Genomic DNA, 24,241 nt, shown 5'->3' on the forward strand with positions numbered 1-24,241 from the left:
GGCACCCCTACCTCTGGTTCTCCCGCCGCTCGATGCGCCGGGGGCGGTATCTGATCAAGGCAAAAACAACGAGGACGAGGCCCCCCGCACTGCACACCACGCGCGCCGCCCCGGAGAGCATGCCCTGCCCCAGCACCATCATCAGCACTGCCACCCCGAACAACAGGTGGTAGAGGCCGGCGTCACGGACCCGGGGAAAATTGCGCAGGATCACCGCCGGACCGCGACCGGTGACCAGGAGTGTCACCCCGAAGAGCGCCAGCACCAGGCCGATCACCGCACCTAGTTCCATGCCCCTCAGTCTGCGCCGCCGGCGCCGGGGTTACCGGTAGTTCGTGAACTGCAGGGCGACGCCGAAGTCCTCCGCCTTGAGCAGGGCGATCACGGCCTGTAGGTCGTCGCGCTTCTTGCCGGTGACCCGCAGCTGGTCGCCCTGGATCTGCGCCTGCACACCCTTGGGGCCCTCGTCGCGGATCTTCTTGCTGATCGCCTTCGCCTTGTCGGTCTCGATCCCCTCGATCACCTTGCAGTCGATCTTGTAGGTCTTGCCGGACTGCCGGGGCTCGCCGGCGTCCAGCGACTTCAGCGAGATGTTCCGCTTGACCAGCTTCTCCTTGTAGACGTCGAGCGCGGCGACGACCCGCTCCTCGGTCTCGGAGGTGATGGTGACGCCGTTCTCCCCCGACTTCTCGACGGAGGTCGCGGTCCCCCGGAAGTCGAACCGGGTGCCGAGCTCCTTCTCCGTCTGGTGGAAGGCGTTGTCCACCTCCTGGCCGTCAACCTTGCTCACGATGTCGAACGACGGGCTGGCTGCCATGATCAGACTCCAACTACTGGGCCACGTATCGATGTCCGCGAGGGCCCCAACAGGACCCCCGACATGCCGACCGTACCCGGTTGCGGAACCGGTCGGCGCTAAGGCTATTCTGTTGTCCGCTGTTGAGGGAGACCGAGACGGCGACGCCCAGGCGGGTTGCCCGAGCGGCCAATGGGAGCGGACTGTAAATCCGTCGCGAAAGCTACAGAGGTTCGAATCCTCTACCCGCCACAGGCAGTAAGTTAAGGCCCCTCACCAGCTGAAACAGCGGTGAGGGGCCTTCTTCGTTTGTCCCACTGAGTCTCACTCGGGACAGGTCGATCTCACTCGTCACGGCAAATGCGCGGCAAAGTTTCCCGGCCGGGTCACGCGGCTCGGAGTGTCGCTGCCTGCCCAGCCCGGAAGGCGTCCATGCGGCGGAAGGCTTCCTTTTCCTCCCCATAGAGGCACTTGGCGTAGATCTTGAAGAGAACCGCGATGCTGTGGCCCGCCCACTCGGCGACCAGAGTCGGCGAAACCCCCGCGTTGAGCTGGGTCGACACACACGCGTGCCGGAGGCTGTACGGGTCGGGCGCGATCCCGGCGGCCAGTTCATCGGGGGTGAGAGCTGCCTCGCGTGCAGCGCGCCAGGCGTTCGAGCGAGCGTTTGCCGTGACCGGCTGTCCCCTGGTCGGTTTGTACTTCCCGCCGGGACCGCGTCGGGTGACGAACAGGCGGCCGTCCAGCCCCGGCGGGAAGTTCTCGATGTGCCAGTCGAGCGCCCGGCAGAGAGCCGGTTCGGCCGGCACGGGACGGACGGTGTCCTTCGACCGGTGCTTGAGCGGTCGGTGTTCGTGAACCTTGCCATCGTCGGTCCAGGCTGTGCCTACCTCGGTCGTGGCTCCGCCGAGGTGGAGCCACCCCCACTCGCCTTCCACTTTCGGACGCTCGTACTGGTGCTTGAGCAGGCCGAGCGCCTCCTCCGGCCGGAGTCCAGCTCGATACATCGACTCGTACATCGCCGCCAGCTCGGGCCACTTGGTCCGGACCGCAGCGAGCACTCTGTCCGCCTGGTCGGGGTTGGCGACCTGGCGCCGGTCGATTGCGTCGTCTTTCTTGGGGGCGATCCACTTCACCCGCTTCATCGGGTGTGAGTTGAGGTGGCCCTCTTCGAGAGCGTGCCTCAGCGTGCCGCTGAATACCGCCCGCTTCCGGGCGACCGTGCTGGCCCCCGCAGCCGTACCGTCGAGCTTCAGGGCCAGGGCGTCAAGCACCTTACGGACTAGCGCGGCCTCTTCCAACGCGGCGATCTTGACCGTGTTCTTGTGCAACCACGCGACCGCCGTTGCCAGACCGTCCGGTGGCGGCCCAGCGTCCCGGCGCGGCTTGACGAACAGGTAAGTCCCGAGCGCCCGGCGGAGCGTGGCGTCCGGAACCGGCGAGCGCCCCGTGCTCGACAGCAGAGCCATCGTGGCCCCGGTCAGCGTCTCGGCGATGCCCTTGCGGTGATGGGCGGAGGAACCCGGCCACTTCATGTCGACGTAAGCGATCGCGTGTTCGAGCCACGACCGGCTATTCAGCTCACGAGCCATCGGTTCGGGCAGGCCGCTCGCCACATCGAAGGCCACGCCTTCGCGTTGCGCGGTGATCAGCTTTGCCCGGAAGCTCTCGGCGAGCGCCCGCGTCTGGAAGGTCTCGCCGAACTCCTCCCCCGCGACCAACCAACGCACGCGGTACGTGCTCCGCGCCTTGCCCGTTGTACGGTCCTTGCCTTTGTGCTCACGGATAGCCCAGAGGCGCACGTCATAGGTGGTGTTCATGCGGCTTGCGGCTCCTCTCGGGTAGACAGCCATGCGTCGAAGTCGGTGCGGCGGATGCGCAGCTGCCCGTTGGGCAGCTTGTAGGTGCGGGGTGCTTGGCCGAGGGCCTTCCAGCGGAAGAAGGTCGACTTAGGGACGTCCAGCTCGGCGAGGAAGTCAGTCAGGGTGAGGAAGTTGCGTGCCATCGGGTCCGGCCTCCCTTGGCGGGGTGTTGCAGGGCTGCGAGCATCGTGGTGACGGACCTTTAAGACCTCGGGCCTGTCCAGTGGTGGGTGCGGGTAGGCGCTCGAATGAGAGCCGTACGGCGGGCCGTTGAGAGCCCCGCTGAGCCAAGATCTCGCCCTACTGAGGGGTTCTGTAGGCAAGTGAGCTGAAACAGCAGAGATCGTGCCTGTTTCAGCTGTTCTGTCAGCCTCACGTCCACGGACCGGCTGTCCCCGGGGTGTCCCCGTCGTTTTCCCTGCTCACGGACGGTTCGGGGACACCGGGGACAGCAGGGACACCGGGGACTCGGTACCGGCCGCCGGTGTCGGCGGCGAGCTGGCCGTCGGCGAGCATCCGCTGACAGGTCCGCTTCACGTTGTCGTAGCTCAGCCCGACCCCGGCGGCGATGGCGGTGGGGGCACTGCCGGGTGTGGTACGAAGCCACCGCAGGATCTTCGCCCGGGTCTCGCCGAGCTGGTGGTCCCCGGCCGGGCCGTCGAGCATCTGCCACGCGCCCGCGTCAGCGTCGAAGCTCAGCGCGTACTCGGCCTCGTCGACGTCGCGGCCGGTTACGTGCAGCACGCCGTCGCCCTGGTTGCGTGCCCGCTTGAGCACGAGCGTGGCGTCGGCGGCCCCGGCGAGGCCGTTGGTGCCGCTCACTTCGGTGAGGAAGTCGTCGGATCCGGCCTTGCGCACGTGATGGACCAGCACGAACGCGACGCCGTAGTCATCGGCGACCTGCTTTGCCCGGCCCACGGCCTTGTAGTCCGCGTCGTACGCCGAGTCGCCGGGGGCGGAGTTGCCGCGCAGTTTGGCGAACACGTCGATGATGACCATTCGGGCGTCGCGGTGCCGGTCGAGCCATGCGGCGATGGCTTGAGCCCCGCCCTGCGGCAGCGGCGGGCACTCGGTAGCGAGGGTCAGCGCGGCCGGGGCGGGCCGTCCGGCGAGCACCTTGCCGAGCCGGTTCTGCAAGCGGCGGGCGGTGTCCTCCAGGGCGAGGTAGAGCACCGGCCCCGGGTCGACGTCGATGGCACCGAACGCTTTCCCGCCCATGGCCACGTCCAGGCCGAGGCCGAGCGACATCCAGGACTTGCCGACCTTGGGCGGCCCGCACAGCAGGTTGACGCCTTCGGACAGCACCCCGGGCACGGCCCATTTCGGCGGGGCGAACTCCATGGCCATGATGTCGGCAGCGGTCCACGAGGTGCGGATCCGTCCGGGCTGCTTCGGCGCGGGTGAGAGGACCTCGGCGGCGTCGTCGGGTCCGGCCACGTGAAGGTGGGGCCGTTCGGCCGGCACGGCGCTCACGCGGCGACCGTCCGGGGGCGCTTCGCGCCAGCGGCCAGGCCGGAGCGGATCGTGCGCCGGGTCTCGAACTCGCTCAGCCCGATCGACAACGCGGCCTGTTCGAGTAGGTGGGCGGCTTGGTCGACGGGTAGCGCTCCCCCGGCGGCGAGCTGGCCGAGCGCGATCGCCGAGCGGTAGAGCGTGTGGTTGCGCTCGCCCTCGGCGGCCCGTCGCAGGTGGTCGAGCTGGCTGTTGATCGCGGCGTCCAGGTAAGCCCCGGCCCGGCCGGTCGGCAAGTCCACCACGACGGGCCGTTGGGCGGGCAGCGGGGCGGGGGCGAGCCGGTCGGCGAGCCATCCGGGCAGCGCGGCGACCTCGGCGCCTCGGGCGATCGTGTACGGGCGTCCCGCGACGGTCGAGCCTGCGGCCACGACGTACCCGCCGTGGGCGCGGGTGTCGATCAGCCACCCGAGGCCGTTCCCGCGCTCCCCCGCCGTGTTCCGCAGTGCCGGGCCGCTGGTCGGGTGCCGGTAGTAGAGGTGGGTGCCGCCCCGCCCAGTCGTGACGGTGTAGGTGTTCCACGCCTGCGGCGCCCCGTCGTCATCATGTTGGGCGCAGAGCAGGCCGAACACGTCAGAACCGTTGCGGCACAACGGATCCGACCATTCCGCGGGCGGGGTCTGCCCATCTTTCGGCGTGTCCAGGTCGATCACGACCAGCCCGGACGGGCCGCAGGCGATACCGACGCCGTACGCGGTGGTGGCCCAGCCACGCCGGATCCGGTCGGGGTCGGTGGTGGCACGGGTCTCCCAGCCGGTGTGCCCGGTCCGGCAGCGCGGGTCACGGCCGGGGCACGCGTCGGCCGGGTGATCAGGGAACGCGGGCCGCTTGTCGTCGGGCCGCAGCGGGAAGACGTACCAGCCGCGCGCGGCGGCGGCGAGGGCGACATCGCGGAATTTTTCGTTGCTGTGCATAGGATCCGGCCTCCTGATCTCGGGTGTGGCGGGGTGCTCGCGCAGGTACGTGTCGTGGGCGCAGGCCGCGCAGTAGCGGGCTCTCTCCCACCGGGCGACTCGCAACGGCTGGCCGGAGACGGTGTCCTCGGCAGCGACTGTCCGGTCGCAGAGGTGCGGGTACGGCTCGCTGGTCGAGACCAGGCGGCCGCGGGCCTTACTCGCGGCGATCCAGTGCCCGCCGCTCACTGGCCCGGCCGTTCGTCGTGGCAGGTCAGGCACTCGCCGAGCGAGCGCGGGATGTAGTAGGGCCGCAGCTCACCGCAGACCCGGCAGGTCCGCCGAGCGCGAAGCGCGGCCCGGACCGCGCGGAGCTGGCCCGGGGTTGCCGGCCGTTTCGGGCGGGCCAGGTCGAGGCGGTAGAGGTAGGCCGCCCGGGTGCCGCCGATACCGCGCCAGAGGATCTGTGCGGCGATCGGCTGCCCACCGGGGCGTAGGCCGCGCGCCCGGAGCTGTCTACGGGTGGCGTAGTCGGCCGGGGCACCTCCCCACCAGAAAGTCGGCAGGCCGTACCGGGTGCCCTCGGGATCGAAGTAGGCGGCCCGGACGCGCGACATCAGGCGGCCCGCTCGGCGTGCTGCCGCTCGGCGGCCATCCGGGCGGCGGTGGCGTCGAGCGCGGCGAGGGTGCCCGCGTCGAGGCTCAGCCGGTCAGCGATGTCCAGGCCGTTAGCGATGGCGCGGCGGCGGCGGGCCTCTAACATGGCGGGCAGGTCGGGGTGGCCGATCTGGCGGCGCCCGCCGGGCAGGCGGGTGACGGTGAGTCCCTGGGCGCGGGCGTCGTCGTCGTGGCGGGCGTGGATGCGATCGGCGATACGGTCGAGCAGGCTCACGGCGGTTCCCTTTCGACAGGCGGGTTAGCGGGAGGCCCGGCGGATGCTGGACAGGTGGTTGTAGATCCAGCGCCCGGCCCGCATCCGGCGCCCGGTGCCCGAGCAGCGGCGGCAGAGCCGGAACGCGCGACCGGACGGGGAGCGCTTCTTGCCGAGGCCGTCGCACTTGCGGCAGTTCTTGAACGGCCAGATCCAACACGCGACGGCGTAACCGAGGGTGAGCGCGAGTAGGGCGAGGATGAGGGCACTAGCAGTGATGACGTGGGGGTCCACAACAGCCTCCGGGCCGATTTTTGGGTGTGCGGGGCCGTGAGCTGCTATCTACTAGCGGGCAGCTCAGGATCTTGATCAGGTGCTAGCGGGTCTGCTAGCGCTAGCAGCTCGGGGTGCTAGCGCTAGCAGCCCTGGTGACCTCAGTCGTTGGAGCGCTTGCGGTCACGCTCCGCAATGGCGGCGAGGAGATCGGTATGCCGGATGCCGCGCCGGGTGACCGGCTTGCCGTCGATGCGCTTGCCGACGTCGGCGACCTTGATCGCGGTATACGGCTTCAGCGCGGTGGTGAGCTGAGCGGCTTCCCACCCGCCGTAGACGTCCGGGCGCAGCTCGGCCAGCGACGCGCACAGCGTCTCGTTCCACGCCGACTTCTCATCCCCGGACCAGACCCGGGCCAGGTCGTCCAGCACGCTGTGCTGCGGGCCGGTTTCGCGTTCGGCGGGGAAGGTGGGGATGTTGCCGACCGAAGTGCGCAGGGCGACGGCACGGGCCACGATGCGGGCGGCGGCGTTGGTGTCGACGTAGTACGACCGCACGGCTTGGACCTGGTCGAAGCCCTTGAGGATGCCCCACCCGGCTTCTTCCTTGGGCTGGAAGACGGTGGCCCGGTAGCCCTGCTTGTAGGCCGAGGTGCCCAGGATCATGTCGTTCGCGGTCTGGTCAGCTACCGACAGGCAGAACCGGGAGTTGACGTTCCGGGTGATCCCGGTCGGCAGGCTGTCCTTGTCCGGGATCTGGGTCCCGATCAGGATGATGATGCCGAGGGCCCGGCCGAGCTTGATGACCTTCTCCAGGATTTCCCCGGCTTCCTTGCCGTACTTGCTGGTCATCAGCTCTTGCAGCTCATCGAACCAGGCAACCAGGGGGTGCAGCCCGGAGCCCTTGAGCGACGCGAGCTCGGGCGTGACCTTGTTCTCCGGGGCCTTGCCAAGCCGGGCGTAGTGCTCGATGCGCTTCGACCGGCGGCGGGCCTCCTCGTACAGCCACTCGATGAACCCGAACGCCTTGGCCAGGGTGTCGTCATCGAAGCCGTTGCCGTACTCAGCCATCACGGACTCCAGGACGGCGAAGTCACCGACACCCTTGAGTTCGTAGCCCCGGATCTCCGTACGCGGGTCCAGCGCGGCGGCGAGCACCAGGTCGCGCAGGGCGAACGTCTTACCGGAGCCGGGCTGACCACCGAACAGGAAGTTGCGGTACATCAGATCCACGCTCACCGTGTCGAGCCGAGGTGTGGTGGCAAACGCGAACGGCTTGAACACGTCGACCTTGGCGCTCTCGGACAGCAGCGGCCATGCCGGGGCCTTCATCTGCGACGCGGGCTCGTAGCCCACCCACAGCGCCAGGCGGCCAGTGTGACCGGGCGCCGGTTCGGGCCACACCTGATCCAGCGGCAGACGCATCGCGGAAGCGAGCTTGCCGCGCCGGGCGATCACCTCGGAGGCTTCCACGCCATACGGCAGATCCACGATGGCGAGGTGTCCGGGGCCGTCACGGTGGATGTCCATGGGGAAGCTGATCGCCTTGGCGTCCTTGGCCACCGCCGAGTTGATGGCGGCCATCTGGAGCGAGGTCAGCGCCCGGCGGACGAGGTCGGCGGTGAGCTTGCGGTAGCGGGTGCCCTCGGACACCCGGTCGGTGAGCGGCTTGTCCGCCGGGCGGCCCCGGGTGGCCAGGAACGGGATTACGGCGGCGAGGGCGACCCACCGCCACCACACCGGGCCGAACGCGAGCACGATTCCCCCGGTGACGATCAGGGCCGTGAAGAACGCCAGGACCCACCACCGCCAGGTGCTCTGCCGCTGGCGGCGGGCGTCGAGCTTGAGCCACTGGTCGATATCCGTCGACGATGACCGGGACGCGGCAGCCTGCCGCAAGTGCCAGTTGCCCTCCTCCGCGCGAGCCCAGTGCAGGGCCTGACCGAGGCCACGGAACAGCCCGACCGGCGCCCACAGGGCCGTCTTGGCGGCGTACTTGGGCAGGCGCACCCCGTGGTAAGCGGCGACGTACCCGGCGTCCTTGCTCTGGTGCTTGGCAGCGGCCTTGAGCGCGCGACCGGAGCGTGCCCAGTCGGCCAGGATCGGCCGGCGCTCACGCTGGCGAAGCTGGATCTCGTGCGGGATGTCCTCGACCGTGTCGACCGGGCCGCCATCGACGTCCGGGGTCTCGTCCACGGTCTCGGCGTCCGTGTCGTCGGTGTCGGCCGGGGCCGGGGCGGGCGTCGCGCCAGTGCGGCGGGTACGGGCGGCTTCCAGGTCGACCACCTCGGCCTCGATGGCGTCGAAGTCGTCGGGGTCGTGGTGGGGGTGGGTGCTCATGGTGTCCATACCTCCGGTCTCAGGCGGCGATCACGAGGGCGGCGACGAACAGGAACAGGTAGTGAAAGGACTGGTCCAGGGCGTACGAGCCGGTGCCGAGCGAGGGGTTGTCATCGCGGCCCTCACGAGGGACGCCGAGGGCGTGCAGCGGACCGGAGCCGATCGCTTCCGCGAGGCGCTTGAGCGGGGTGCGCCGGTCGGCGATGTAGTGCGTGACCGCTGAGATCAGCAGTCCGGCAGCGACCCGGCCGGGGCTCAGCGCCAGGCCGAGGAACAGCGGCAAGGCAAGCAGGGCCAGCAGCGAGGTCACCGTGTAGGAGGCGACGTGGGCGGCACAGGCGAGGCGTCCGACCCACCCCCGGTCGCCTTTGTGGTCTGCCTGGTGCTGCGTTTGGATCCAGTGGTCGGCGAGCTGGTGAGCGACGAACAGGGCGACGAACACAGCAGTGAATGTGGCGACGTGGGCGGTGGTGTCTGGCAGCATCAGTGGTCTCTCCTGAGGTCTGGAAAATGGGGCTGAGGGGTGAGGCCGGAGCACGGCCGTGGGGCCTGCGAAACCGTGAGGCCGTGCTCCGGGCGGGGTCAGCCCCTTCGACCTCCGCACGTGGGGCAGGGCCTGAACGTCATGCACTGCGTATCGGCGACCTGACGGCCGTTGCGGTCGAGCACGGGGTTGTTGCCCTGCAGGTAGAACGGGATCTGGCCGGTGCCCTTGCACGGGGCACAGCGGGTGAGCAGGTTCTTGGCTTTAGCGATGGCACCCATCAGCGTTTCCTTCCGAACAGGCGGGCGATCGGGCCCTCGGTGAAGGTCACGACGTCGTACTCGGGGTCGTAGCCGCGCCGGTGCCGAGGCTGAGTCGTCTCGACCACCTTCGGGCGGCCCTTGCTGGTGGTGCCGTGGCTGTACTCGCGTTTCGGCATCAGCGACCGGTCTCCTTCTTCTGCTGTTCGCGTTCTGCGGCCCGGCGTTCGGCGTCTCGGGTTTGCTGGCCTTTACGCCGCCAGTGCTCGGCGTTCGCGGCCTGGTGCTCCCTGCGGTTCACCGGGGCTCAGCTCTTCTTGCGCACGGTGTAGGAGGTCGACGAACCGGTCACCCGCCGGGAACGCAGGTCGCGTTCCTGGTCGCGCAGCTTGCCGGCGTCGTGGGACTCGGCGACCTTGCGGCTCTTACCATCGGCGTACGTGACGCGCAGTTCGTGCTTCTTGTCGCTGCTCATGGGAGGTGATCTCCTGTCCAGGCTCGCCGATCTGGCGGCCACCGCACGGAACCCGTTACAGGGCAACGGATTCCGCACCGTGGCGGTCAGCGGTGGCGGTTCTTGAGTCGTTCGTCGGACTCGCGGTGCAACTCGACGCGGGCGGCCTCCCGGTCGGCGAGGCGCCGGGCGAGGCGTTCGGGCGGCGGGGTCTTCCCGGCCCGGCAACCCTCCAGGTCAGCCACGGCCCTTACCCCAGCCCTTACGGTGCTGCGGACGCAGCGCGTCACACCCACGCGAGCAACGCGGCGGGCAACTGCTCTGGGCCACCATGTCGGTGTGCCCACACTGGGAGTAGGTGACGGGGACCAGCTTGCGAGCGGTCATACTGGGTGCCTCTCCTGAGGTCTTCACGGATGCAGGGGGAGACCGGTGACGCGGCGCTTGCTTGGCGGTAGGGGCCGCGTCACCGGGCGGAGCTACTGGCCGAGAGCGTCGGCGAGCATCCGGCGGTGTGCGGGAAACACCACGCCGCCGAGGTAGCCGAGAAAGACGTCGAGGGTGCGGTAGTCATCGACCGGCAGCCATGCCGCGCAGGCCGCGTCGTCGCTGCCGATGACCTCCGGCAACTCGTTCGGGATGCCGAGGTCGACGTGGGCCAGGACGGTGACCATCCATGCCTCATCGCTGGCACGCGGGTCCGGGACGTACCGTGCGCGCGCCGACTGCCAGAACGAACCAGGGATGTGGAGTCCGGTTTCCTCGGCCAGCTCCCGGATCGCGGCGGCGCCCGGGGTCTCACCGGGGTCGACGAACCCGCCGGGCAATGCCCAGCCGTGCCCGTCGCTGCGGCAGATCATCACGACCCACCGGTGCCCGTCGCGGTCGGTAGCCGTCACGAGTGCATCGGCGGCCAGGGCCTCACCCCAGTGACCCAGCTCGTTGCGGCCGTACCGGATACCGGTGCTCTCACACGGGTTGACTGGGCGCCCGTCGACCACCTCGAACGGGATCGCAGCCGCTTCCTGCCGGCCGATCCAGTCGATGCGAGTCGGGTCGGTCTCGGGGTCGGCCCAGCCGTCGCGGATGCCGATGGTGAACACGTCAGGGTGGGTGAAAGTGCGGTTCATCGTGGGTTCTCCGTCCGGCTCAGGCTGCGTGATCGGAGTGCATGAGGTGGGCCAGCGCGGCACCCATACCGAGGACGGCGACCGGGATGCACGCGACGATGGCGGTGATCAGCCACGGGGCGGTGGCCCACCCGGCGGCGGCCATCAGGTGATAAGCGATCTGGCCCAACGCCCCGACCGCGAGAGACGCGATCGCGGACCACTTAGCGAACTGCCGTGCCTGGCCACGGAGTCGACCGGACAGCCACGCCCACAACGCGTACGCGGCGTAGGTCTCGACACCGATCGGCAGCGTGATCGCCGTGTCGATCTGGAAGTCCGAGATACCCGGCAGCAGAGTGACTTTGCCGAACCCGGTCAGGCGGCCCATCTCGACCCACCCGGCCCAGATCGCCACGAACGCGGGCAGGCACAGGATCAGTACCGGCCACACCACCGGGCGCCGTTCCTCCACGTCCTCCGTAACCACCTCGGCCTCGGCGGGCTCGGCGGCGGGTACGGCGTCGATGTCCGGGTGTCCGACGGGTTTGAGCTGCGACGCGGCGTCCGGGATGGTGATCTCCGGATAGACCACCGTGACGGCCTCGGACTCGGATACCAGCTCGGGGACGCTCTTGCTCAGCTTCAGTTCCGGGGCGGGCACGTTGCGTCCGCGCTGGAGCTGGTACCGGAACCGCTCCATCCGCTCTTCGTCCTGCTTGGCAAGCTCGTCCAGGGCCTCGCGCAGCGCGGTGGCCTTAGGAACACCGATGTGGAACTCCTTCATCAGCGCGTTCCGCGACGGCACCTTGCCCGTGTCCTTGGCAAGCTCGATCGCGTCCGGGATGAGGTCTTCGACCTTGGAGGGGTACGCGCTCGGGGCCAGCGTCGGCGCCGTCATCACGCCACCGCCTTGAGAGCGGTCGAACGCGGCGCGGCCAGCTCAACAGCGACGGCAAGCGCACGGGCCTCGGCCCGGCGCAGACGCCGCCAGTCAATCTCCGTCGGGCCGCCGTTGTCGGCGGCGTTGATCAGGGCGATCTCGGCGTCCAACACGTCCATGTCGGCCTCGATCAGCGGCCACACGGCCTCGATCGTGACGAGGCCCTCGGGTGTCGGTTCGCGGTCAGTGCGGCCGTTTCCGGGCACGCAAAAGCTAGCCTTCTCCTGCACCTTGTTGCTCCTTCGCGGGACTGACGTCGGGTGCACAGGCCACGGCGAGGTTGCACCCTCGTCGTGGCCGTCTACTGCAAGCACTTGATGGCGTTTAGCCATCTCTGTACGCCCTGAACCGTACAGGCATGGGTGCACGATGTCTAGTGATGACTAGACGATTCCCGTACTCTTGAGGGCGTGAGCCAAGGAGACGATGGAGAACCACCAGGTAGCGCCCTGGACGACGCCCTCAACAGACTTCGAGAGTCCGCAGCGGTTGCGATGGCGGCCGTCGAGGAGATCCCGGAACCGAACCGCGCGTTTGAGCAGGCGACCGCGCTACGAGAGGCGATTGACGGCCTGGTCGGCGAGGCTGCGGCGCTCCGCGCACGCATGGCAGCACGGATCTACGAGTCCGAGAAGCTGTCCCTCGCCGCGCTTGCCAACCGGATCGGCGTCTCCAAAGCGCGCGCCGATCAACTGATCCGTTCCACCAAGTCGAGCCAGCAAGGAAAGGCTGATCAAGATGGCTGAGAACATGGCGGTCTGGGTAGAGGTCTGGCCCGTTGCCGCAGACCAGATCGGTATCTGGCTGCTCAGCGGCCAGGACGCATGGCGCCCCGCCCTCGCGGTGCCCGCAGACAGCGAGCCTCACGCCGAGGTAGAGCTAGAAATTGCCGGCCACGATGCCAGCTCGGGAGCGAATCTTCTGCACTCGACGTCATGGCGGGTCGACGGACCGCGCGTCATCCTGACCTACATCGCGGTGGTCGAGGTCTCCGGTTTCGTCCGTGACGAGTGGCCGGATGCCCTCCCCATCGATTTCGACCTGGCCAAGGCGGTGGGGCGGCCACCGACGAACGCCGCCAACGAGGCGCCCGCACCGCGCTACATCGACGTCCTGCTCCACGCGCTCAGGCACCTACGGTTCCTCATCGATCACGACGCGACCGCCGCCGCTGCCCTGACCGGTCACATCCGGGAGCACCTGCTCCCCCTGGCACCCGCGCTCGCTGGCATGTACGGCGAGCGGCACCTCTCGCCGATTCAGGCGACTACGCAAGAGAACTGAGTCCCTGCTGTCCCCCGTGTCCCCGCTGTCCCCCGACGAGCGCTTAGCTGCGAAAACCAGGGGGACAGCGCCGGGACAGGTGTCCCCCGATGTGCCCGACATCGGTCGACCGACTCGGCGCAAGATCCGAGCCATCGGCTCCCGCGCACGAGCCGTACGGGGGGGGGGTCGCACCCGCCTTGCCGCTCTGCTCCCGGCGCGCGACGACGTAGGACAGCTTGCCGAACGCCGGATACGACGCAGCCCCGATTCCTCAAATCAGGGGAATCGGGGCTGCGGGAACCTGCTACTCATGTACCCAACCCAGCTCGCGACAGTAGTTCCGCATCTTAGCTAAGCAGTATTGGGCGATAGCGGCACGGTTGGCCGGCCGAAGGAAGTCCCCCGATCGCCAGGTGTACTCGATACAGATCACGTCAGAGCCAGTGTCCACACTATTGTCGGGAATTAGTGGGCAAAAATCCAACTTCTGCTCGGATGCCACTATCCCGGGCAGGGCGTGTAGCGTCAAGAATTTTGTGATCGATTCCCCCATTACCTTGTTAAGTCGCTTGTCAGCGCCAGCGGTGAAACCGGTCTCGGCAAGCAGCTGGAAGGCGGGGATAGAGGTAGTACTCGGGGTCCCTCGCACCTCATAGGTAGCGCGGGACTGCCCCAATAAATATTTACCGAGGTCGGCGCGATCGATCGCCACTTTGAGCCGGGATTCACCCTGGCTTTTGATCCCCAACTCCATTAAAGGCTTGACGATCGATTCGTCGCCGTAACGTCGAAGGATCCCCACCGATGCTGTCGGAGGTAGGCAGAATGCTCGGGCGTCGAGCTGAACGATCGTCTGTGTCAGAAGACCAGGACGAGCGCTCCACCACTTCCCCACTTCACTCGTCTTGGTCGCGTCTAGCAGGGCGTGACCATCAAGCAGACCAAAGCGGGTGCTGCTGGTCAGGTGGACAAGGACCCCTGCGTCACTACTCTCGCTGACGAAGACGACGGCGAGGCGAAGCGGCCTCTGAACCGCGCGGAGAAGGCGGAGCTGGGTCGTGCGAAAGTCGTCCGACAGTTTGCGGAGAAAAGCACCGATCGATTTGAAGGCAGCCGGGTCGTAGTTCCTCGGGTCGACGCCGAGGTCTTCTAGCGAGTCCAAGTCGTTACTCAGCCGCAGAGTATTGGATGCGGTCTCCTGCCAGGATTCCCGAGGAGGCCCCTCTACTGCAACGGGAATTTCTACAGCGGGCGTACCCGCGATCGCCTCATAAGCCCGAGCCATCCCTTGGGCAACCGAGGCGGACGTATCCGGCCACAATACGGCGCAACGCGCCCCAAGCTGAGGGCTCCGGAGAAACCTCTTCAGTTCAGCCATCTCCGACTCGTCAGGAGGACTTCCTTCACGGTGGTCAATGTTGATGGGAATTACCCGGGTGTCGTTGACCGGCAGGTGCTGCGCGAAGTCTGACAGTGCCACCCGGAGTTCATCCGCCACCACGGCACCGTTGTATGGAAGCGTGTCGGTGTAGACCCCAGGAAAGAAAGTCCCGAGATTGTTCGCCAGAGTCGTCTTACCAGTGCCGGACGCCGCGTAAAGGGGGATCAGGGCACCTTCACGACGACCGCGCACGGCGAAGGCCGCGTCTTCTAACAGATGTCGCGTCGCTTCCTGAGGGCTCACTAAGAGCTTCGCTACCTCCGGCCCGAGTCGCTCGACGAGGGACTCGTAACGGTCAGGGAAGACTAGCTGCTTCAAGACGTGCTGATTGGGATCAATCCGAGCCACGGGTAAAGGCCCTCTCCAAATTACTCTGGGGCATGACCGTCAGACCCCCTTGCGAAGATAGGACTTACCACCCAGTTAACGTCGTACAGATTGTGCGACGCCTGCGGCCGACCCGCGCAGCTGGTTGGTGGAGCTGAAGAAAACTGGCCCACGCCTCCGGCGGCCGGGGCTCCGCCCCGGACCCCGTCGCTCTAGGAAACGGCTCTTCGGCTGAAAAATTCGTCTAGCGCAGCCAACGGGCCGAGCGTGGGCCGAAGCGCCTCGCCTCCAACCCCTGCCCGGCCGCTCCGCCGCTGTTCAGAGCCCCGGCCGGGGTATACCCGGCGTCGCCCTCCGAAGGCCACGCTCCATCCCCTCAGTCGGTGGCGCCAGCAAGCCGCGCCGTGCCATGGGCGTGCCATTAGGCATGGCCATCTGAGGCCACTCCAGGCCACTCAAAACCGCCGTGAGTTGCAGTTGACCGTAGAGGACAGGTGTCTCGGTACGTTTCCCAAGCTGACAGCCCCTGTCCCCGCTGTCCCCCGTGTCCCTCAATGGGCTTGAACAGGGGAAACGAGGGGACAGTCCGGGGGACACCCTCTTACGAGGACATAGCTGAGCGCTGGCGCGGATCCGTGTCGGCGAGCTGTACAGCGCCCGCCTGTTTCAGCATGTACGGCGAGGGCACGGCTACGGCAGTGACGGGGATGCTGTTTGCGCTGCTCAGCACGGTCGGATGGAGGGGTCTGTAAATCCGTCGCGAAAGCTACAGAGGTTCGAATCCTCTACCCGCCACAGGCACACAGAACGGCCCCGGAAGCTGCGGAAACGCGCTCCGGGGCCGTTCTGCTATCCGAGCCTGGCGTCGAGGTCGTCGAGGGTGGGCAGGAACCAGGCCTGGGTGCCCCGGTTGGACTCGCGGACCAGGTCGCTGAAGGCGGTGCCGTGGCCGGCCATGTCGCCGATGAGGACCAGGCGGATGTGGTAGTTCACGAACTTCTGGAGGATCTCGCCGGCGACGCCGTTGCTGAGGGTGAAGAAGCCGGGATCGAGGCGCTCCACCGGGACGACCACCGTGTCGGTCTCGGCGCCCCAGGCGTCGCCGATCATGCCGTGGGCGTCGAGGAGTGGGCCTTCGGTGGGGTAGATCAGCGGGGTTGTCACAGGATGCCGCTTTCCGGCCGCAGGACGTCGGCGAGCGTGCCGAGGAGGTCGGCCGTGGCGGCCGGGCTGCCCAGGACGATCACTTTGAGGCGGCTGCGGGCCTCGTCGTGGATGGTCCGGACGCGCAGGTCCGGGATGAGTTGCGCGCCGGCGACCAGCAGGGTGCCGATCCGGTCGGCGGCGGCCGGCGGGACGTCCTCGATCTCGACGACCGCGGAGACCTCGGCGCGGGCCGGGGCCCGCGCCGCTGGACGGCCGGTGAGGGCGTCGAGGTCGGCCTGGGCGATGCGGTACTGCTTGCCGATGCGGACCGCGGCGAGCCGGCCCTCGCGGATGTAGCCGCGGACGGTGCGGACGTGCAGGCCCAAGCGTTCGGCGACCTGCTCGACCGAGTACCAACTGTCATCCATAGTTCCCTAAACTACCCTAAGAAGGTAAGGATAGGGAACGAAGCGCGATCTCGGCCGCCTCCAGCAGTGCCTCGCGGGGCACGCCGGCCGTCGCGTGGATCGCCTGACCCTCGGTCACCATCATCAGGAAGCGGGCCAGCGCCGCCGGGTCCGTGCCGGGCGGGAGGTCGTCGGCCCGCCGGAAACGGTCGGCCAGCAGCGCCTCCCCGGCGAGCCGGCTGGTGGCCAGGAATTGCGCCACCTCGGCGTTGGCCGGCCCGGTCGACACCCCGCCCTGGATGGCCAGACAACCCGCCGGGCAGTCCTCCCGGGTCACGGCGATCGCGTTGCCGCGCAGCAGGGCCGCCGCCACGCCGTACGCCGTGGGCTGCTCCAATGCCTCGCGCTCGAAGGCCATGTCCTCCTGCGCGTACGCCTCGATCACCTTCTCGAAGAGTTCGCGCTTGGTCCCGAAGGTCGCGTACATGCTGGGTTTGTTGATCCCCATGGCGGCGGTGAGGTCGGTGAGGGACGCCCCCTCGTAGCCGTGCCGCCAGAAGACCTCCTTGGCCCGAGCGAGCGCGACCGTGGGGTCGAAGCGGCGCCGGGATCCGGGGGATGACTCGCTCATCACACAACTGTACCGAACGGTAAAATTGGGTGTACGTTTCCTCTTGTACCGAGCGGTACAGCTAATGAGGAGGAATCATGGGACAGCTCGACGGCAAGACGGCCCTGGTCACCGGCGGCACCTCGGGCATCGGGCTGGCGGCGGCCAAGCGGTTCGCGGCCGAGGGCGCCACGGTGATCATCACCGGCCGCCGGCAGGAGACGCTGGACGCCGCGGTGGCCGAGATCGGGGCGGGCGCGGTCGGCGTGCAGGGCGATGCGAGCGATCCGGCCGACCTCGACCGGCTGTTCGCGGGGATCACGTCGCTGGACGTGCTGTTCGCGAACGCGGGCGGCGGCGAGTTCGGCACGCTGGCCGACACCACGCCCGAGCACCTGGCCAGTTCGTTCGACCGTAACGTCAAGGGCACCGTGTTCACCGTGCAGAAGGCGCTGCCCAAGCTCGCGGACAACGCCTCGGTCATCGTGACCGGGTCGACCTCGGCGACCGGTGGGTCACCGTCGTTCGGCGCGTACGCCGCGTCGAAGGCCGCGATCCGCTCGTTCGCCTCGACCTGGGCCGGTGAGCTGGCGCCGCGCGGCATCCGGGTCAACACGCTGGTTCCCGGGCCGACCGAGACCCCCGGGCTGGCCGGGCTCGACCCGGAGGACACCGCGAGCCTGTTCAAGCAGCTCACGGTGAACGTGTCGCTGGGCCGTCTGGGCCGGCCGGAGGAGGTCGCCAACGCCGCGCTCTTTCTCGCGTCCGCGCAGAGCAGCTTCATGACCGGCAGCGAGCTCTATGTGGACGGCGGCGAGGTCGGCGTCTGAGCCGCTAGCCTGTCCTGCATGGCGAAGGAAGTCGTGCGTAGGACCGAGACCGACACCATGCGCGCGGCTGATGCCGACCGGCACAAGATCGCCGAGCAGCTGAAGTCCGCTCTGGACGAGGGCCGGCTCTCCCTCGCCGAGTACGACGACCGGGTGCGGGACGCGTATGCCGCCCGCACCTACGGCGACCTGGTGGGCCTCGTCGATGATCTGCCCCGGCCGGGGACCAGTGCCGCCGAGGTCGCCGCCCAGCGGGCCGCCGAGGACCGGCGGCTGGCCCGCAAGCTGCCGATGGCCCTGATGGTGCTCTGGACCGTGTGGGGCTCGCTGGCCGCGGTGAACCTGCTCGCCTGGTTCCTCGTCCTGGTGACCGTGGACAGCGAGATCTACCCCTGGCCGATCTGGCTGCTGGTGCCCGGTGCCGCGCTCGGCGCGACCACGGTCGGGGTGCAGCGGATCAGGAGCCGGCGGCGTCGATGATCTGCCGCCGCACCAGCGGCGCCAGCGCCTTCGAGTACGCCGTGGTCAAGTGGCTGTTGTCCTTGAAGACCAGCAGGTCGCCGATGACCACCGGGCAGATCGTCGTGCAGAACCACGAGACCGGGTTCACCACGCGGATCCCCTGCTTCTTCGCGAGGGCCGCGGTCGCGTTGCGGCGGCCGGGTTCCACGATGGAGCCGCGCCGGGTCCGGTAGCACTCCGTCACGTCCTGCGCGTGGGCCGCGAGACACTCCGGGGCGATGCCCTTCGGCCACGGCGAGTCCTGCAGCAGCACCAGCGCGGTGCCGGGCTGTGCCAGCCGCTCGAACGACGTCTCCCAGCCTCGCAGCCAGAGCTTGTCGTCCGCGGTCCCCGAGGTGGGGATCCGGGCGCCGGCATCGTCGACCAGGCCGCCGTTGTCCAGGTCGTTGGAGGCGAGCACGACGAGGTCCGGCCTGTCCGCGCGGACCCGCTCGAAGACCTGGTCACGCCAGGTGACACATTCGTCGTACGGGCGCTTCAACGTCACCGCCCACACCCGTACCGATGGCACCTGGCAGGCGCCCTTGGTCAGGGTCTTCAGTTTCCAGCCGCTGTCCCGGGCCGCCTGGTCGAACGCTGGGAACCAGTGCGCCGCGTGCGAGTCGCCGATGAGGTAAACGGTCTGCGAACCGGCCGGATCGCCGTAGACGCACGGCTGGTCCCGCAACGACTCCAGCAGATCGAGATGGCACTTGTCGGTATAGGTCCGGGGCGAATCCCCGGCGGCGCTCGTCAGCTCGGGTGTCATGTTCGACGGCATCAGCTTCCGCTTGGCCGAGGCGTTGATCAGCTGGGCCAGGCGGGCCTGCGGGTCGCTCGCCGCAGCCAGCGCCACCGCGGTGCCCGGCGCGTCCGGTCCGGTCGGCAGCGGCGGGGTGAGGTGCGTCGCGACCAGCGCCAGCGCGGCCGCCGAGGCGGACAGGATCAGGCCCACGCCGATACCGCGCCAGGCCCGGATCTTGAGCCACGGCCGGTTCCGGACCGGGTTCTCCACCAGGTGGTAGGAGGCCACGGCGAGCATCAGCGCACCCAGCGCCAGCGCGAGGTTCAGCGTCAGCGACGCCTCGCGGCCCAGTGCGGCCGGGCCGATCATCAACACCGGCCAGTGCCAGAGGTACCACCCGTACGAGAGCTTGCCGATCTGCTGCAACGGCCAGGTCCCGAGCAGAGAGACCGCGCCGCCGCGAGCTCCGGTCGTACCCCCGGCAATGAGCGCGGCCGTGCCGAGCACCGGAAGCAAGGCCGCGAAGCCGGGGAAAGCGGTGGCATCGTCGAAGACGATCGCCGCCGTGCCGATCGCACCCAGACCACCCCAGGTCAAGATCCAGGACCAGATCCGGGGGGTACGGGCGAGAGCGCCACCAGCGACCGCCACCAGCGCGCCGATCGCCAGCTCGAACGCCCGGGTGTGCGCCCCGAAATAGGCCCAGGGCGCGGCGGTGGTCGTCTGGTGGACGCTGACCGCGAGGGAGACGACCACGATCGTGGACAGCGCGACGATCACGGGTACGCGGTGTGCCGTGCCCCGCCGCCATGCCCAGATCGCGAGCAGCAGCAGCGGCCACACCAGGTAGAACTGCTCCTCCACGGCGAGCGACCACAGGTGTTGCAGGGGTGAGGGCGCGGCGGTGGCGTTGAGATAGTCGGTGCCCTCGGCGGCGAGCCGCCAGTTGATCCCGTAGAACGTGCTGACCAGCGCGTCCGTCGCGATCGAGGCGAACCGGGTGGCGGGCAGCCAGAGCCAGCTGCCGATCAGGGTGACGATCACGACCAGGGTCGAGGCGGGCAGCAGCCGGGTGGCGCGCCGCGCGTAGAACGTCGACAGCGAGATCCGGCCGGTGCGGCCGAGCTCCTTCAGCAGCAGTGTGGTGATCAGGAAGCCGGAGATGACGAAGAAGACGTCGACGCCGACGTAGCCACCTTCGAGCCGGCTGAGACCGGCGTGCCCGAGGACGACGAGGGTGACGGCCACCGCGCGCAGGCCCTCGATGTCGGGCCGGAACCCGGTGTGGGTGACGGCTGCCTGTTCGCCCGAACGTTGCTGGGGGATCGCCCTCGACGGGGTGGTGATGGACACGCGGTAGTTGACCAGTCGCATTCGAACGTCAGGTGTACGTGTGGCGAAGTTCATGCACCAGGTGCAAGTTGCACCGAGTGCATAATGGGGTCATGACCGTCCGGGAACTCAAGAAACGCGAGACCTGGCGCCTCGTGCACGGCACAGCGCTGCGCCTGATGACCGAACGGGGCTTCGACGCGGTCTCCGTCGACGACATCGTGACGGCCGCCGGCATCTCCCGGCGCACGTTCTTCAATTACTTCGCCGGCAAGGAGTCGGTCGTCTTCGACCCCGACCCCGACGACCCGGCCCTGTGGGAATCCCTGATGGCCGCCCGCCCGGACGGCGAACCGCTCTGGACCTCCCTGCGGGAACTGCTCCTCGGCTACACGGCCGCGACCGCCGACCGGATGATCCTGCAGCGCCGGGTGCGGCTCGCCTCCCCCGAACTCAGCGGCTGCTCCCGCGAGGTCGCCGACCGCTTCTGGGACGGCCTGCGCGACTGGGCCGCCACCCGCGCCGGCCTGCCCGCCTTCGAACTCGAACTCACCATCAACGCGGCCCGGACCGTGCTCAACACCGCCTGCCCGCACTGGGACGCGGCCACCGGCATCCCCGGCCTGCACCACCTGATCCGGACCGGATTCGACACTCTCGATTGGACCCGACGATGAGTCGTGTACCCCTCTCCGTCCTCGACCTCGCCACCGTGCGCGAGGGTCACGACAGCACCGACGCGCTGCGCGGCACCACCGAGATCGCCCAGGCCGCCGACCAGCTCGGCTACTCCCGCTTCTGGGTCGCCGAGCACCACAACGCCCCGGCCGTCGCGTCCACGTCGCCGCCGGTGCTGATCGCCCACCTCGCGGCGAACACCCCGCGGATCAAGGTCGGCTCCGGCGGCGTGATGCTGCCCAACCACATGCCGTTCGTCGTCGCGGAACAGTTCGCCCTGCTCGAAGCGTTGCACCCGGGCCGCATCGACCTGGGCATCGGCCGGGCCCCGGGCACCGACCAGGCCACCGCCACCGCGCTGCGCGGAGTGTCCCCGCACCTGACCGTCGAGCAGTTCCCCGACCACCTCAAGCTGATGCTCTCGCTGCTCGGCGACGACCGCATCGAATCGAACGGCAAACTGGTCGCCACGCCGTTCCCGTCCAGCTTCCCCGAGGTGTGGATGCTGGGCTCGTCCACGTACGGCGCCCAGGTCGCGGCCGCCCTCGGCCTGCCATTCTGTTACGCATATCACTTCGCGATGAGTTCCGACGTGGACTCGGCCGCCCGGATCTACCTCAACGGGTTCAAGCCCTCGCCGCGCTTCCCCGAACCGCACCTCATGGTCAGCGCCTCGGTGATCGCCGCCGAGACCACCGAGGAGGCCGACTACCTGGCCGGCCCCAGCCGCATCATGGCGCTCAGCCTGCGCACCGGCCGCCTCGCCCCGATCGTCTCCCCCGAGACGGCCGCCGCCGCCGACCTGTCCGACCTGGACCGCGGCCTGCTCGCCCAGCTCCCCGGCACCCAGTACGCCGGCACCGCCGACGAGGTCGTCGCCAGCCTCGACACGCTGGTGGAACGCACCGGCGCCAAGGAATTGATCCTGGCCGGCACGGTCTACGACCCCGAGACCCGCAAGGATTCGTTGGCCCGCATCGCCAAAGCCTGGGGGCTCTAGGCTCTGGGTATGACCTGGAGGATCACGGAAGACGTCGAGGAGTTCCTCGCCGCGGCGGGGAGCTTCCTCAGGGAAAGAGCGGTCGAGAACACGGTGCTGATCACCGTGGCCGAGACCGTGCGCCGGGAAGGACCGGACGCGTACGGCGCCGGGACCCCCGTCTTCGGCTGGGCGCCCGGAGCCGCGTTCGTCCGTACCCCACCGTTCCCGATCATGATGTCCGACATGCCCACGGCGACCGCCGAGGAACTGGCCCGCGCCGTCGAAGGCCCCCTCAGCGGCGCGGGCGGCCCCGACCCGGTCGTCCACGCATTCACCGACGGGTGGATCCGGCGCACCGGCGACACCGCCACGATCTGGGGCCGGCTGCGCCTCTACCGCCTCGGCACGCTGGTGCCCCCGACCTGCGCGGGCACCTCCCGGGTGGCCGGCCCCGACGACCGCGACCTGCTGGTCACCTGGACCACGGAGTTCTTCCACGAGGTCAGCGAAGGCGGCAACCCGGCGGACTTCGTCGACCAGCGGCTCCCGTACGGCGGCATCACGCTCTGGGAAAACGGCGGTGACCCGGTCGCCATGGCCGCCCTCACCCGCCCCGAATCCGGCATGGTCCGCATCCAGTCGGTCTACACCCCGGCCCGGCACCGCCGCCACGGTTACGCCGCCGGCGTGACCGCGGCCGTGAGCCGCTCGGCCCTGACCGCCGGAGCCACCGACGTGGTCCTCTTCGCCGACCACGCCAATCCCACCGCGAATGCCCTCTACCAGCGGCTCGGCTTCGTCGCGCTGCAGGACCGCACCACGATGGAGTTCACGTCATGAGCACAGTGCTGCAGGTCAACATCGCCGTCCGGGAACAGACCGCGGTCAAGGGAGTCGGCACCACCGGCATCAACAAGCAACCGGTCACCCACCCGGTAGCGGTGACCGCACCCGGCCCCAAGGGCAGCCAGCCACCGGAAAAGGCCAGCGGCCTCGCCGGCGACGAGATCTGGGACCTCCGCAATCACGGCGGCGACGAGCAGGCGGTCTACGCGTACGCCCGCGAGGACTACGACTGGTGGGAAAAGGAACTCGGCCGACAGCTCCCGGGCGGCATCTTCGGCGAGAATCTGACCACCGCCGGCATCGACCTCCACGCCGCCGAGATCGGCGAGACCTGGCAGATCGGTGACACCCTCGTGCTGGAGACGACGTTCGGCCGCATCCCGTGCGCCACGTTCCAGTGGAAAATGGGCGAACCCCGCTGGGTCAAACGCTTCGCCGCGGAAACCCGCCCCGGCGTCTACTTCCGCGTGGTGACCCCCGGCAACGTCCAGGCCGGCGACCCCATCCAGGTCCTCGACCGCCCGGGCCACGGCGTGACGATCGGCGAGAGTTTCCACACCTGGATCCACAACCCCGCCGACCTGGCCGGCTACCTCACCATCGAAGGTCTCCCCGACTCCCTGAAAGCCGAGATCCGCCAGCGCCTCCGCCTCTGAACCAGGTCCCGCAGCCCCATCACTGCTACCCGTTACGTCCCTCTGCGCGACCAGCGGCTCAGTCAGCTCCGAGACGTCGGTCCTTGCTGAAGAGCCGCCGGGCGCTCGGCTGGCACATCGAGACCTTCCCGCCAGGGCTGGACGGCCACCTGGACGCCTTCCGGGACGGGCGGGCAGCGACACCCCCAGCTGAGTGACCCGGCCGGGAAACGTTGCCGCGCATTTGCCGTGACGCGTGAGACTCAGAGGGACCGACGAAGAAGGCCCCTCACCGCTGTTTCAGCTGGTGAGCAGCCTTAACTTACTGCCTGTAGCGGGTAGAGGATTCGAACCTTTGTAGCTTTCGCGACGGATTCACCGGCCGCTCCCGCTGGAAGTCCCGGTCCTGGATGCCGGCCGCCCAGATGTCGCGGTCCGTGGGATGGGGCGGTAGGTCCACGCCCAGGGCTTGGAGACGGTCGAAGGCGGGCTTGCGGACCCTGCGGTGATCGTTGGAGACCGCCAGTTCGATCCAGCGGTGTTCCTTCTGGACCAGGTCGGCGAAGGTCGGTCCGGGCTTTCGCGGCATGCGGCCACTGTCACATGAGCGTCCACTGTGGGCAACAACACCTCGGCAGGCCGGAACGCGGGCTTCGTGCCAGGGGTGTCCGGGCGCGTTGGGCGAGCGTGGGGCTGTGG

At 68.8% G+C, this 24,241-nt stretch carries 32 protein-coding genes and 1 tRNA gene; 9 read left to right on the forward strand and 24 right to left on the reverse strand.

Annotated elements, in window-relative coordinates; translation table 11 throughout:
* Positions 1 to 7: 7 nt before the first annotated feature.
* Together ACIA6A_RS26650 and ACIA6A_RS26655 are read right to left on the reverse strand one after the other, a co-directional pair.
* Positions 8 to 292: a hypothetical protein gene (locus ACIA6A_RS26650; protein ID WP_396100575.1), complete on the reverse strand. Its 285-nt coding sequence runs from the start codon at positions 290 to 292 to the stop codon at positions 8 to 10.
* 30 nt (positions 293 to 322) lie between these two features.
* Positions 323 to 817 (reverse strand): YajQ family cyclic di-GMP-binding protein, encoded by a 495-nt coding sequence (locus ACIA6A_RS26655; protein ID WP_396100576.1) that lies wholly within the window; start codon positions 815 to 817, stop codon positions 323 to 325.
* A 150-nt stretch (positions 818 to 967) separates the two neighbouring features.
* On the opposite strand from ACIA6A_RS26655, the gene ACIA6A_RS26660 reads away from it, so the two are divergent.
* Positions 968 to 1,048: transfer RNA gene (locus ACIA6A_RS26660), tRNA-Tyr, on the forward strand.
* Positions 1,049 to 1,182: 134 nt separating this feature from the next.
* Here ACIA6A_RS26660 and ACIA6A_RS26665 read toward each other — a convergent pair.
* The 16 genes from ACIA6A_RS26665 to ACIA6A_RS26740 all read right to left on the reverse strand — a co-directional run bounded on the left by ACIA6A_RS26665 (position 1,183) and on the right by ACIA6A_RS26740 (position 12,026).
* Positions 1,183 to 2,616, reverse strand: a complete 1,434-nt coding sequence (locus tag ACIA6A_RS26665; protein WP_396100577.1) for a tyrosine-type recombinase/integrase — start codon at positions 2,614 to 2,616, stop codon at positions 1,183 to 1,185.
* Positions 2,613 to 2,801, reverse strand: coding sequence for a helix-turn-helix transcriptional regulator (locus ACIA6A_RS26670; RefSeq protein WP_396100578.1), 189 nt, complete (start codon positions 2,799 to 2,801; stop codon positions 2,613 to 2,615). The genes ACIA6A_RS26665 and ACIA6A_RS26670 overlap by 4 nt, the downstream gene beginning before the upstream one ends.
* 229 nt (positions 2,802 to 3,030) lie before the next feature.
* On the reverse strand, positions 3,031 to 4,131 hold the full coding sequence (locus ACIA6A_RS26675; protein ID WP_396100579.1) for an AAA family ATPase: 1,101 nt from the start codon (positions 4,129 to 4,131) through the stop codon (positions 3,031 to 3,033).
* Entirely contained in the window at positions 4,128 to 5,312 is a 1,185-nt protein-coding gene (locus ACIA6A_RS26680; protein ID WP_396100580.1) for a bifunctional DNA primase/polymerase, read from the reverse strand. Before ACIA6A_RS26680 ends, ACIA6A_RS26675 begins: the two co-directional genes overlap by 4 nt.
* On the reverse strand, positions 5,309 to 5,680 hold the full coding sequence (locus tag ACIA6A_RS26685) for an RRQRL motif-containing zinc-binding protein (RefSeq protein WP_396100581.1): 372 nt from the start codon (positions 5,678 to 5,680) through the stop codon (positions 5,309 to 5,311). The genes ACIA6A_RS26680 and ACIA6A_RS26685 overlap by 4 nt, the downstream gene beginning before the upstream one ends.
* Complete coding sequence (locus ACIA6A_RS26690) at positions 5,680 to 5,955, reverse strand: hypothetical protein (RefSeq protein WP_396100582.1); 276 nt, start codon at positions 5,953 to 5,955, stop codon at positions 5,680 to 5,682. The genes ACIA6A_RS26685 and ACIA6A_RS26690 overlap by 1 nt, the downstream gene beginning before the upstream one ends.
* Before the next feature lie 24 nt (positions 5,956 to 5,979).
* Positions 5,980 to 6,228 (reverse strand): hypothetical protein, encoded by a 249-nt coding sequence (locus ACIA6A_RS26695; RefSeq protein WP_396100583.1) that lies wholly within the window; start codon positions 6,226 to 6,228, stop codon positions 5,980 to 5,982.
* Between the two features lie 140 nt (positions 6,229 to 6,368).
* Positions 6,369 to 8,546: a cell division protein FtsK gene (locus ACIA6A_RS26700; protein ID WP_396100584.1), complete on the reverse strand. Its 2,178-nt coding sequence runs from the start codon at positions 8,544 to 8,546 to the stop codon at positions 6,369 to 6,371.
* Positions 8,547 to 8,565: 19 nt separating this feature from the next.
* Positions 8,566 to 9,030, reverse strand: a complete 465-nt coding sequence (locus ACIA6A_RS26705) for a DUF3307 domain-containing protein (RefSeq protein WP_396100585.1) — start codon at positions 9,028 to 9,030, stop codon at positions 8,566 to 8,568.
* 98 nt (positions 9,031 to 9,128) lie between these two features.
* The gene (locus ACIA6A_RS26710) at positions 9,129 to 9,311 is read right to left on the reverse strand and encodes a hypothetical protein (RefSeq protein WP_396100586.1); all 183 of its coding nucleotides are present in this window, start codon (positions 9,309 to 9,311) and stop codon (positions 9,129 to 9,131) included.
* Entirely contained in the window at positions 9,311 to 9,469 is a 159-nt protein-coding gene (locus tag ACIA6A_RS26715) for a hypothetical protein (RefSeq protein ID WP_396100587.1), read from the reverse strand. Before ACIA6A_RS26715 ends, ACIA6A_RS26710 begins: the two co-directional genes overlap by 1 nt.
* 128 nt (positions 9,470 to 9,597) lie before the next feature.
* Positions 9,598 to 9,765: a hypothetical protein gene (locus ACIA6A_RS26720; protein ID WP_396100588.1), complete on the reverse strand. Its 168-nt coding sequence runs from the start codon at positions 9,763 to 9,765 to the stop codon at positions 9,598 to 9,600.
* A gap of 86 nt (positions 9,766 to 9,851) precedes the next feature.
* Positions 9,852 to 9,989 (reverse strand): hypothetical protein, encoded by a 138-nt coding sequence (locus tag ACIA6A_RS26725; protein ID WP_396100589.1) that lies wholly within the window; start codon positions 9,987 to 9,989, stop codon positions 9,852 to 9,854.
* A 234-nt stretch (positions 9,990 to 10,223) separates the two neighbouring features.
* On the reverse strand, positions 10,224 to 10,874 hold the full coding sequence (locus tag ACIA6A_RS26730; RefSeq protein WP_396100590.1) for an NUDIX domain-containing protein: 651 nt from the start codon (positions 10,872 to 10,874) through the stop codon (positions 10,224 to 10,226).
* A 19-nt stretch (positions 10,875 to 10,893) separates the two neighbouring features.
* Entirely contained in the window at positions 10,894 to 11,754 is an 861-nt protein-coding gene (locus ACIA6A_RS26735) for an ABC transporter permease (RefSeq protein ID WP_396100591.1), read from the reverse strand.
* A complete protein-coding gene (locus tag ACIA6A_RS26740; protein WP_396100592.1) occupies positions 11,754 to 12,026 on the reverse strand; it encodes a DUF6284 family protein in 273 nt (90 codons plus the stop codon). The genes ACIA6A_RS26735 and ACIA6A_RS26740 overlap by 1 nt, the downstream gene beginning before the upstream one ends.
* A gap of 180 nt (positions 12,027 to 12,206) precedes the next feature.
* Between ACIA6A_RS26740 and ACIA6A_RS26745 the strand changes: the two genes are divergently transcribed.
* Together ACIA6A_RS26745 and ACIA6A_RS26750 are read left to right on the forward strand one after the other, a co-directional pair.
* Complete coding sequence (locus ACIA6A_RS26745) at positions 12,207 to 12,542, forward strand: hypothetical protein (protein WP_396100593.1); 336 nt, start codon at positions 12,207 to 12,209, stop codon at positions 12,540 to 12,542.
* On the forward strand, positions 12,535 to 13,080 hold the full coding sequence (locus tag ACIA6A_RS26750) for a hypothetical protein (protein ID WP_396100594.1): 546 nt from the start codon (positions 12,535 to 12,537) through the stop codon (positions 13,078 to 13,080). Before ACIA6A_RS26745 ends, ACIA6A_RS26750 begins: the two co-directional genes overlap by 8 nt.
* 286 nt (positions 13,081 to 13,366) lie before the next feature.
* Here the strand turns inward: ACIA6A_RS26750 and ACIA6A_RS26755 are convergent, their stop codons facing one another.
* The 4 genes from ACIA6A_RS26755 to ACIA6A_RS26770 all read right to left on the reverse strand — a co-directional run bounded on the left by ACIA6A_RS26755 (position 13,367) and on the right by ACIA6A_RS26770 (position 17,014).
* Entirely contained in the window at positions 13,367 to 14,821 is a 1,455-nt protein-coding gene (locus ACIA6A_RS26755; protein WP_396100595.1) for a hypothetical protein, read from the reverse strand.
* Positions 14,822 to 15,679: 858 nt separating this feature from the next.
* Entirely contained in the window at positions 15,680 to 15,994 is a 315-nt protein-coding gene (locus tag ACIA6A_RS26760; RefSeq protein WP_396100596.1) for a DUF4180 domain-containing protein, read from the reverse strand.
* Complete coding sequence (locus ACIA6A_RS26765; protein ID WP_396100598.1) at positions 15,991 to 16,404, reverse strand: helix-turn-helix domain-containing protein; 414 nt, start codon at positions 16,402 to 16,404, stop codon at positions 15,991 to 15,993. The genes ACIA6A_RS26760 and ACIA6A_RS26765 overlap by 4 nt, the downstream gene beginning before the upstream one ends.
* 16 nt (positions 16,405 to 16,420) lie before the next feature.
* Complete coding sequence (locus tag ACIA6A_RS26770; protein WP_396100600.1) at positions 16,421 to 17,014, reverse strand: TetR/AcrR family transcriptional regulator; 594 nt, start codon at positions 17,012 to 17,014, stop codon at positions 16,421 to 16,423.
* A gap of 77 nt (positions 17,015 to 17,091) precedes the next feature.
* Here ACIA6A_RS26770 and ACIA6A_RS26775 point away from each other — a divergent pair, with 77 nt between their 5' ends.
* Together ACIA6A_RS26775 and ACIA6A_RS26780 are read left to right on the forward strand one after the other, a co-directional pair.
* Positions 17,092 to 17,823: an SDR family NAD(P)-dependent oxidoreductase gene (locus ACIA6A_RS26775; RefSeq protein ID WP_396100601.1), complete on the forward strand. Its 732-nt coding sequence runs from the start codon at positions 17,092 to 17,094 to the stop codon at positions 17,821 to 17,823.
* Between the two features lie 18 nt (positions 17,824 to 17,841).
* Entirely contained in the window at positions 17,842 to 18,303 is a 462-nt protein-coding gene (locus tag ACIA6A_RS26780; protein WP_396100602.1) for a DUF1707 domain-containing protein, read from the forward strand.
* On the opposite strand, the gene ACIA6A_RS26785 is transcribed toward ACIA6A_RS26780, so the two are convergent.
* On the reverse strand, positions 18,281 to 20,443 hold the full coding sequence (locus tag ACIA6A_RS26785; protein WP_396100603.1) for an acyltransferase family protein: 2,163 nt from the start codon (positions 20,441 to 20,443) through the stop codon (positions 18,281 to 18,283). The genes ACIA6A_RS26780 and ACIA6A_RS26785 overlap by 23 nt on opposite strands.
* A gap of 71 nt (positions 20,444 to 20,514) precedes the next feature.
* Here ACIA6A_RS26785 and ACIA6A_RS26790 point away from each other — a divergent pair, with 71 nt between their 5' ends.
* Genes ACIA6A_RS26790 through ACIA6A_RS26805 form a run of 4 tightly spaced genes read left to right on the forward strand, consistent with a single transcriptional unit; the run spans position 20,515 to position 23,563 of the window.
* Positions 20,515 to 21,078 (forward strand): TetR family transcriptional regulator, encoded by a 564-nt coding sequence (locus ACIA6A_RS26790; RefSeq protein ID WP_396100604.1) that lies wholly within the window; start codon positions 20,515 to 20,517, stop codon positions 21,076 to 21,078.
* Positions 21,075 to 22,079, forward strand: a complete 1,005-nt coding sequence (locus tag ACIA6A_RS26795; protein ID WP_396100605.1) for an LLM class flavin-dependent oxidoreductase — start codon at positions 21,075 to 21,077, stop codon at positions 22,077 to 22,079. The genes ACIA6A_RS26790 and ACIA6A_RS26795 overlap by 4 nt, the downstream gene beginning before the upstream one ends.
* A gap of 9 nt (positions 22,080 to 22,088) precedes the next feature.
* Positions 22,089 to 22,901 (forward strand): GNAT family N-acetyltransferase, encoded by an 813-nt coding sequence (locus tag ACIA6A_RS26800; RefSeq protein WP_396100607.1) that lies wholly within the window; start codon positions 22,089 to 22,091, stop codon positions 22,899 to 22,901.
* On the forward strand, positions 22,898 to 23,563 hold the full coding sequence (locus ACIA6A_RS26805) for an MOSC domain-containing protein (protein WP_396100608.1): 666 nt from the start codon (positions 22,898 to 22,900) through the stop codon (positions 23,561 to 23,563). Before ACIA6A_RS26800 ends, ACIA6A_RS26805 begins: the two co-directional genes overlap by 4 nt.
* A gap of 301 nt (positions 23,564 to 23,864) precedes the next feature.
* Here ACIA6A_RS26805 and ACIA6A_RS26810 read toward each other — a convergent pair whose 3' ends face one another.
* Positions 23,865 to 24,131, reverse strand: coding sequence for a hypothetical protein (locus ACIA6A_RS26810; protein WP_396100609.1), 267 nt, complete (start codon positions 24,129 to 24,131; stop codon positions 23,865 to 23,867).
* Positions 24,132 to 24,241 lie beyond the last annotated feature (110 nt).

This window comes from Actinoplanes sp. NPDC051494 (assembly GCF_044454705.1).
Classification (GTDB): domain Bacteria; phylum Actinomycetota; class Actinomycetes; order Mycobacteriales; family Micromonosporaceae; genus Actinoplanes.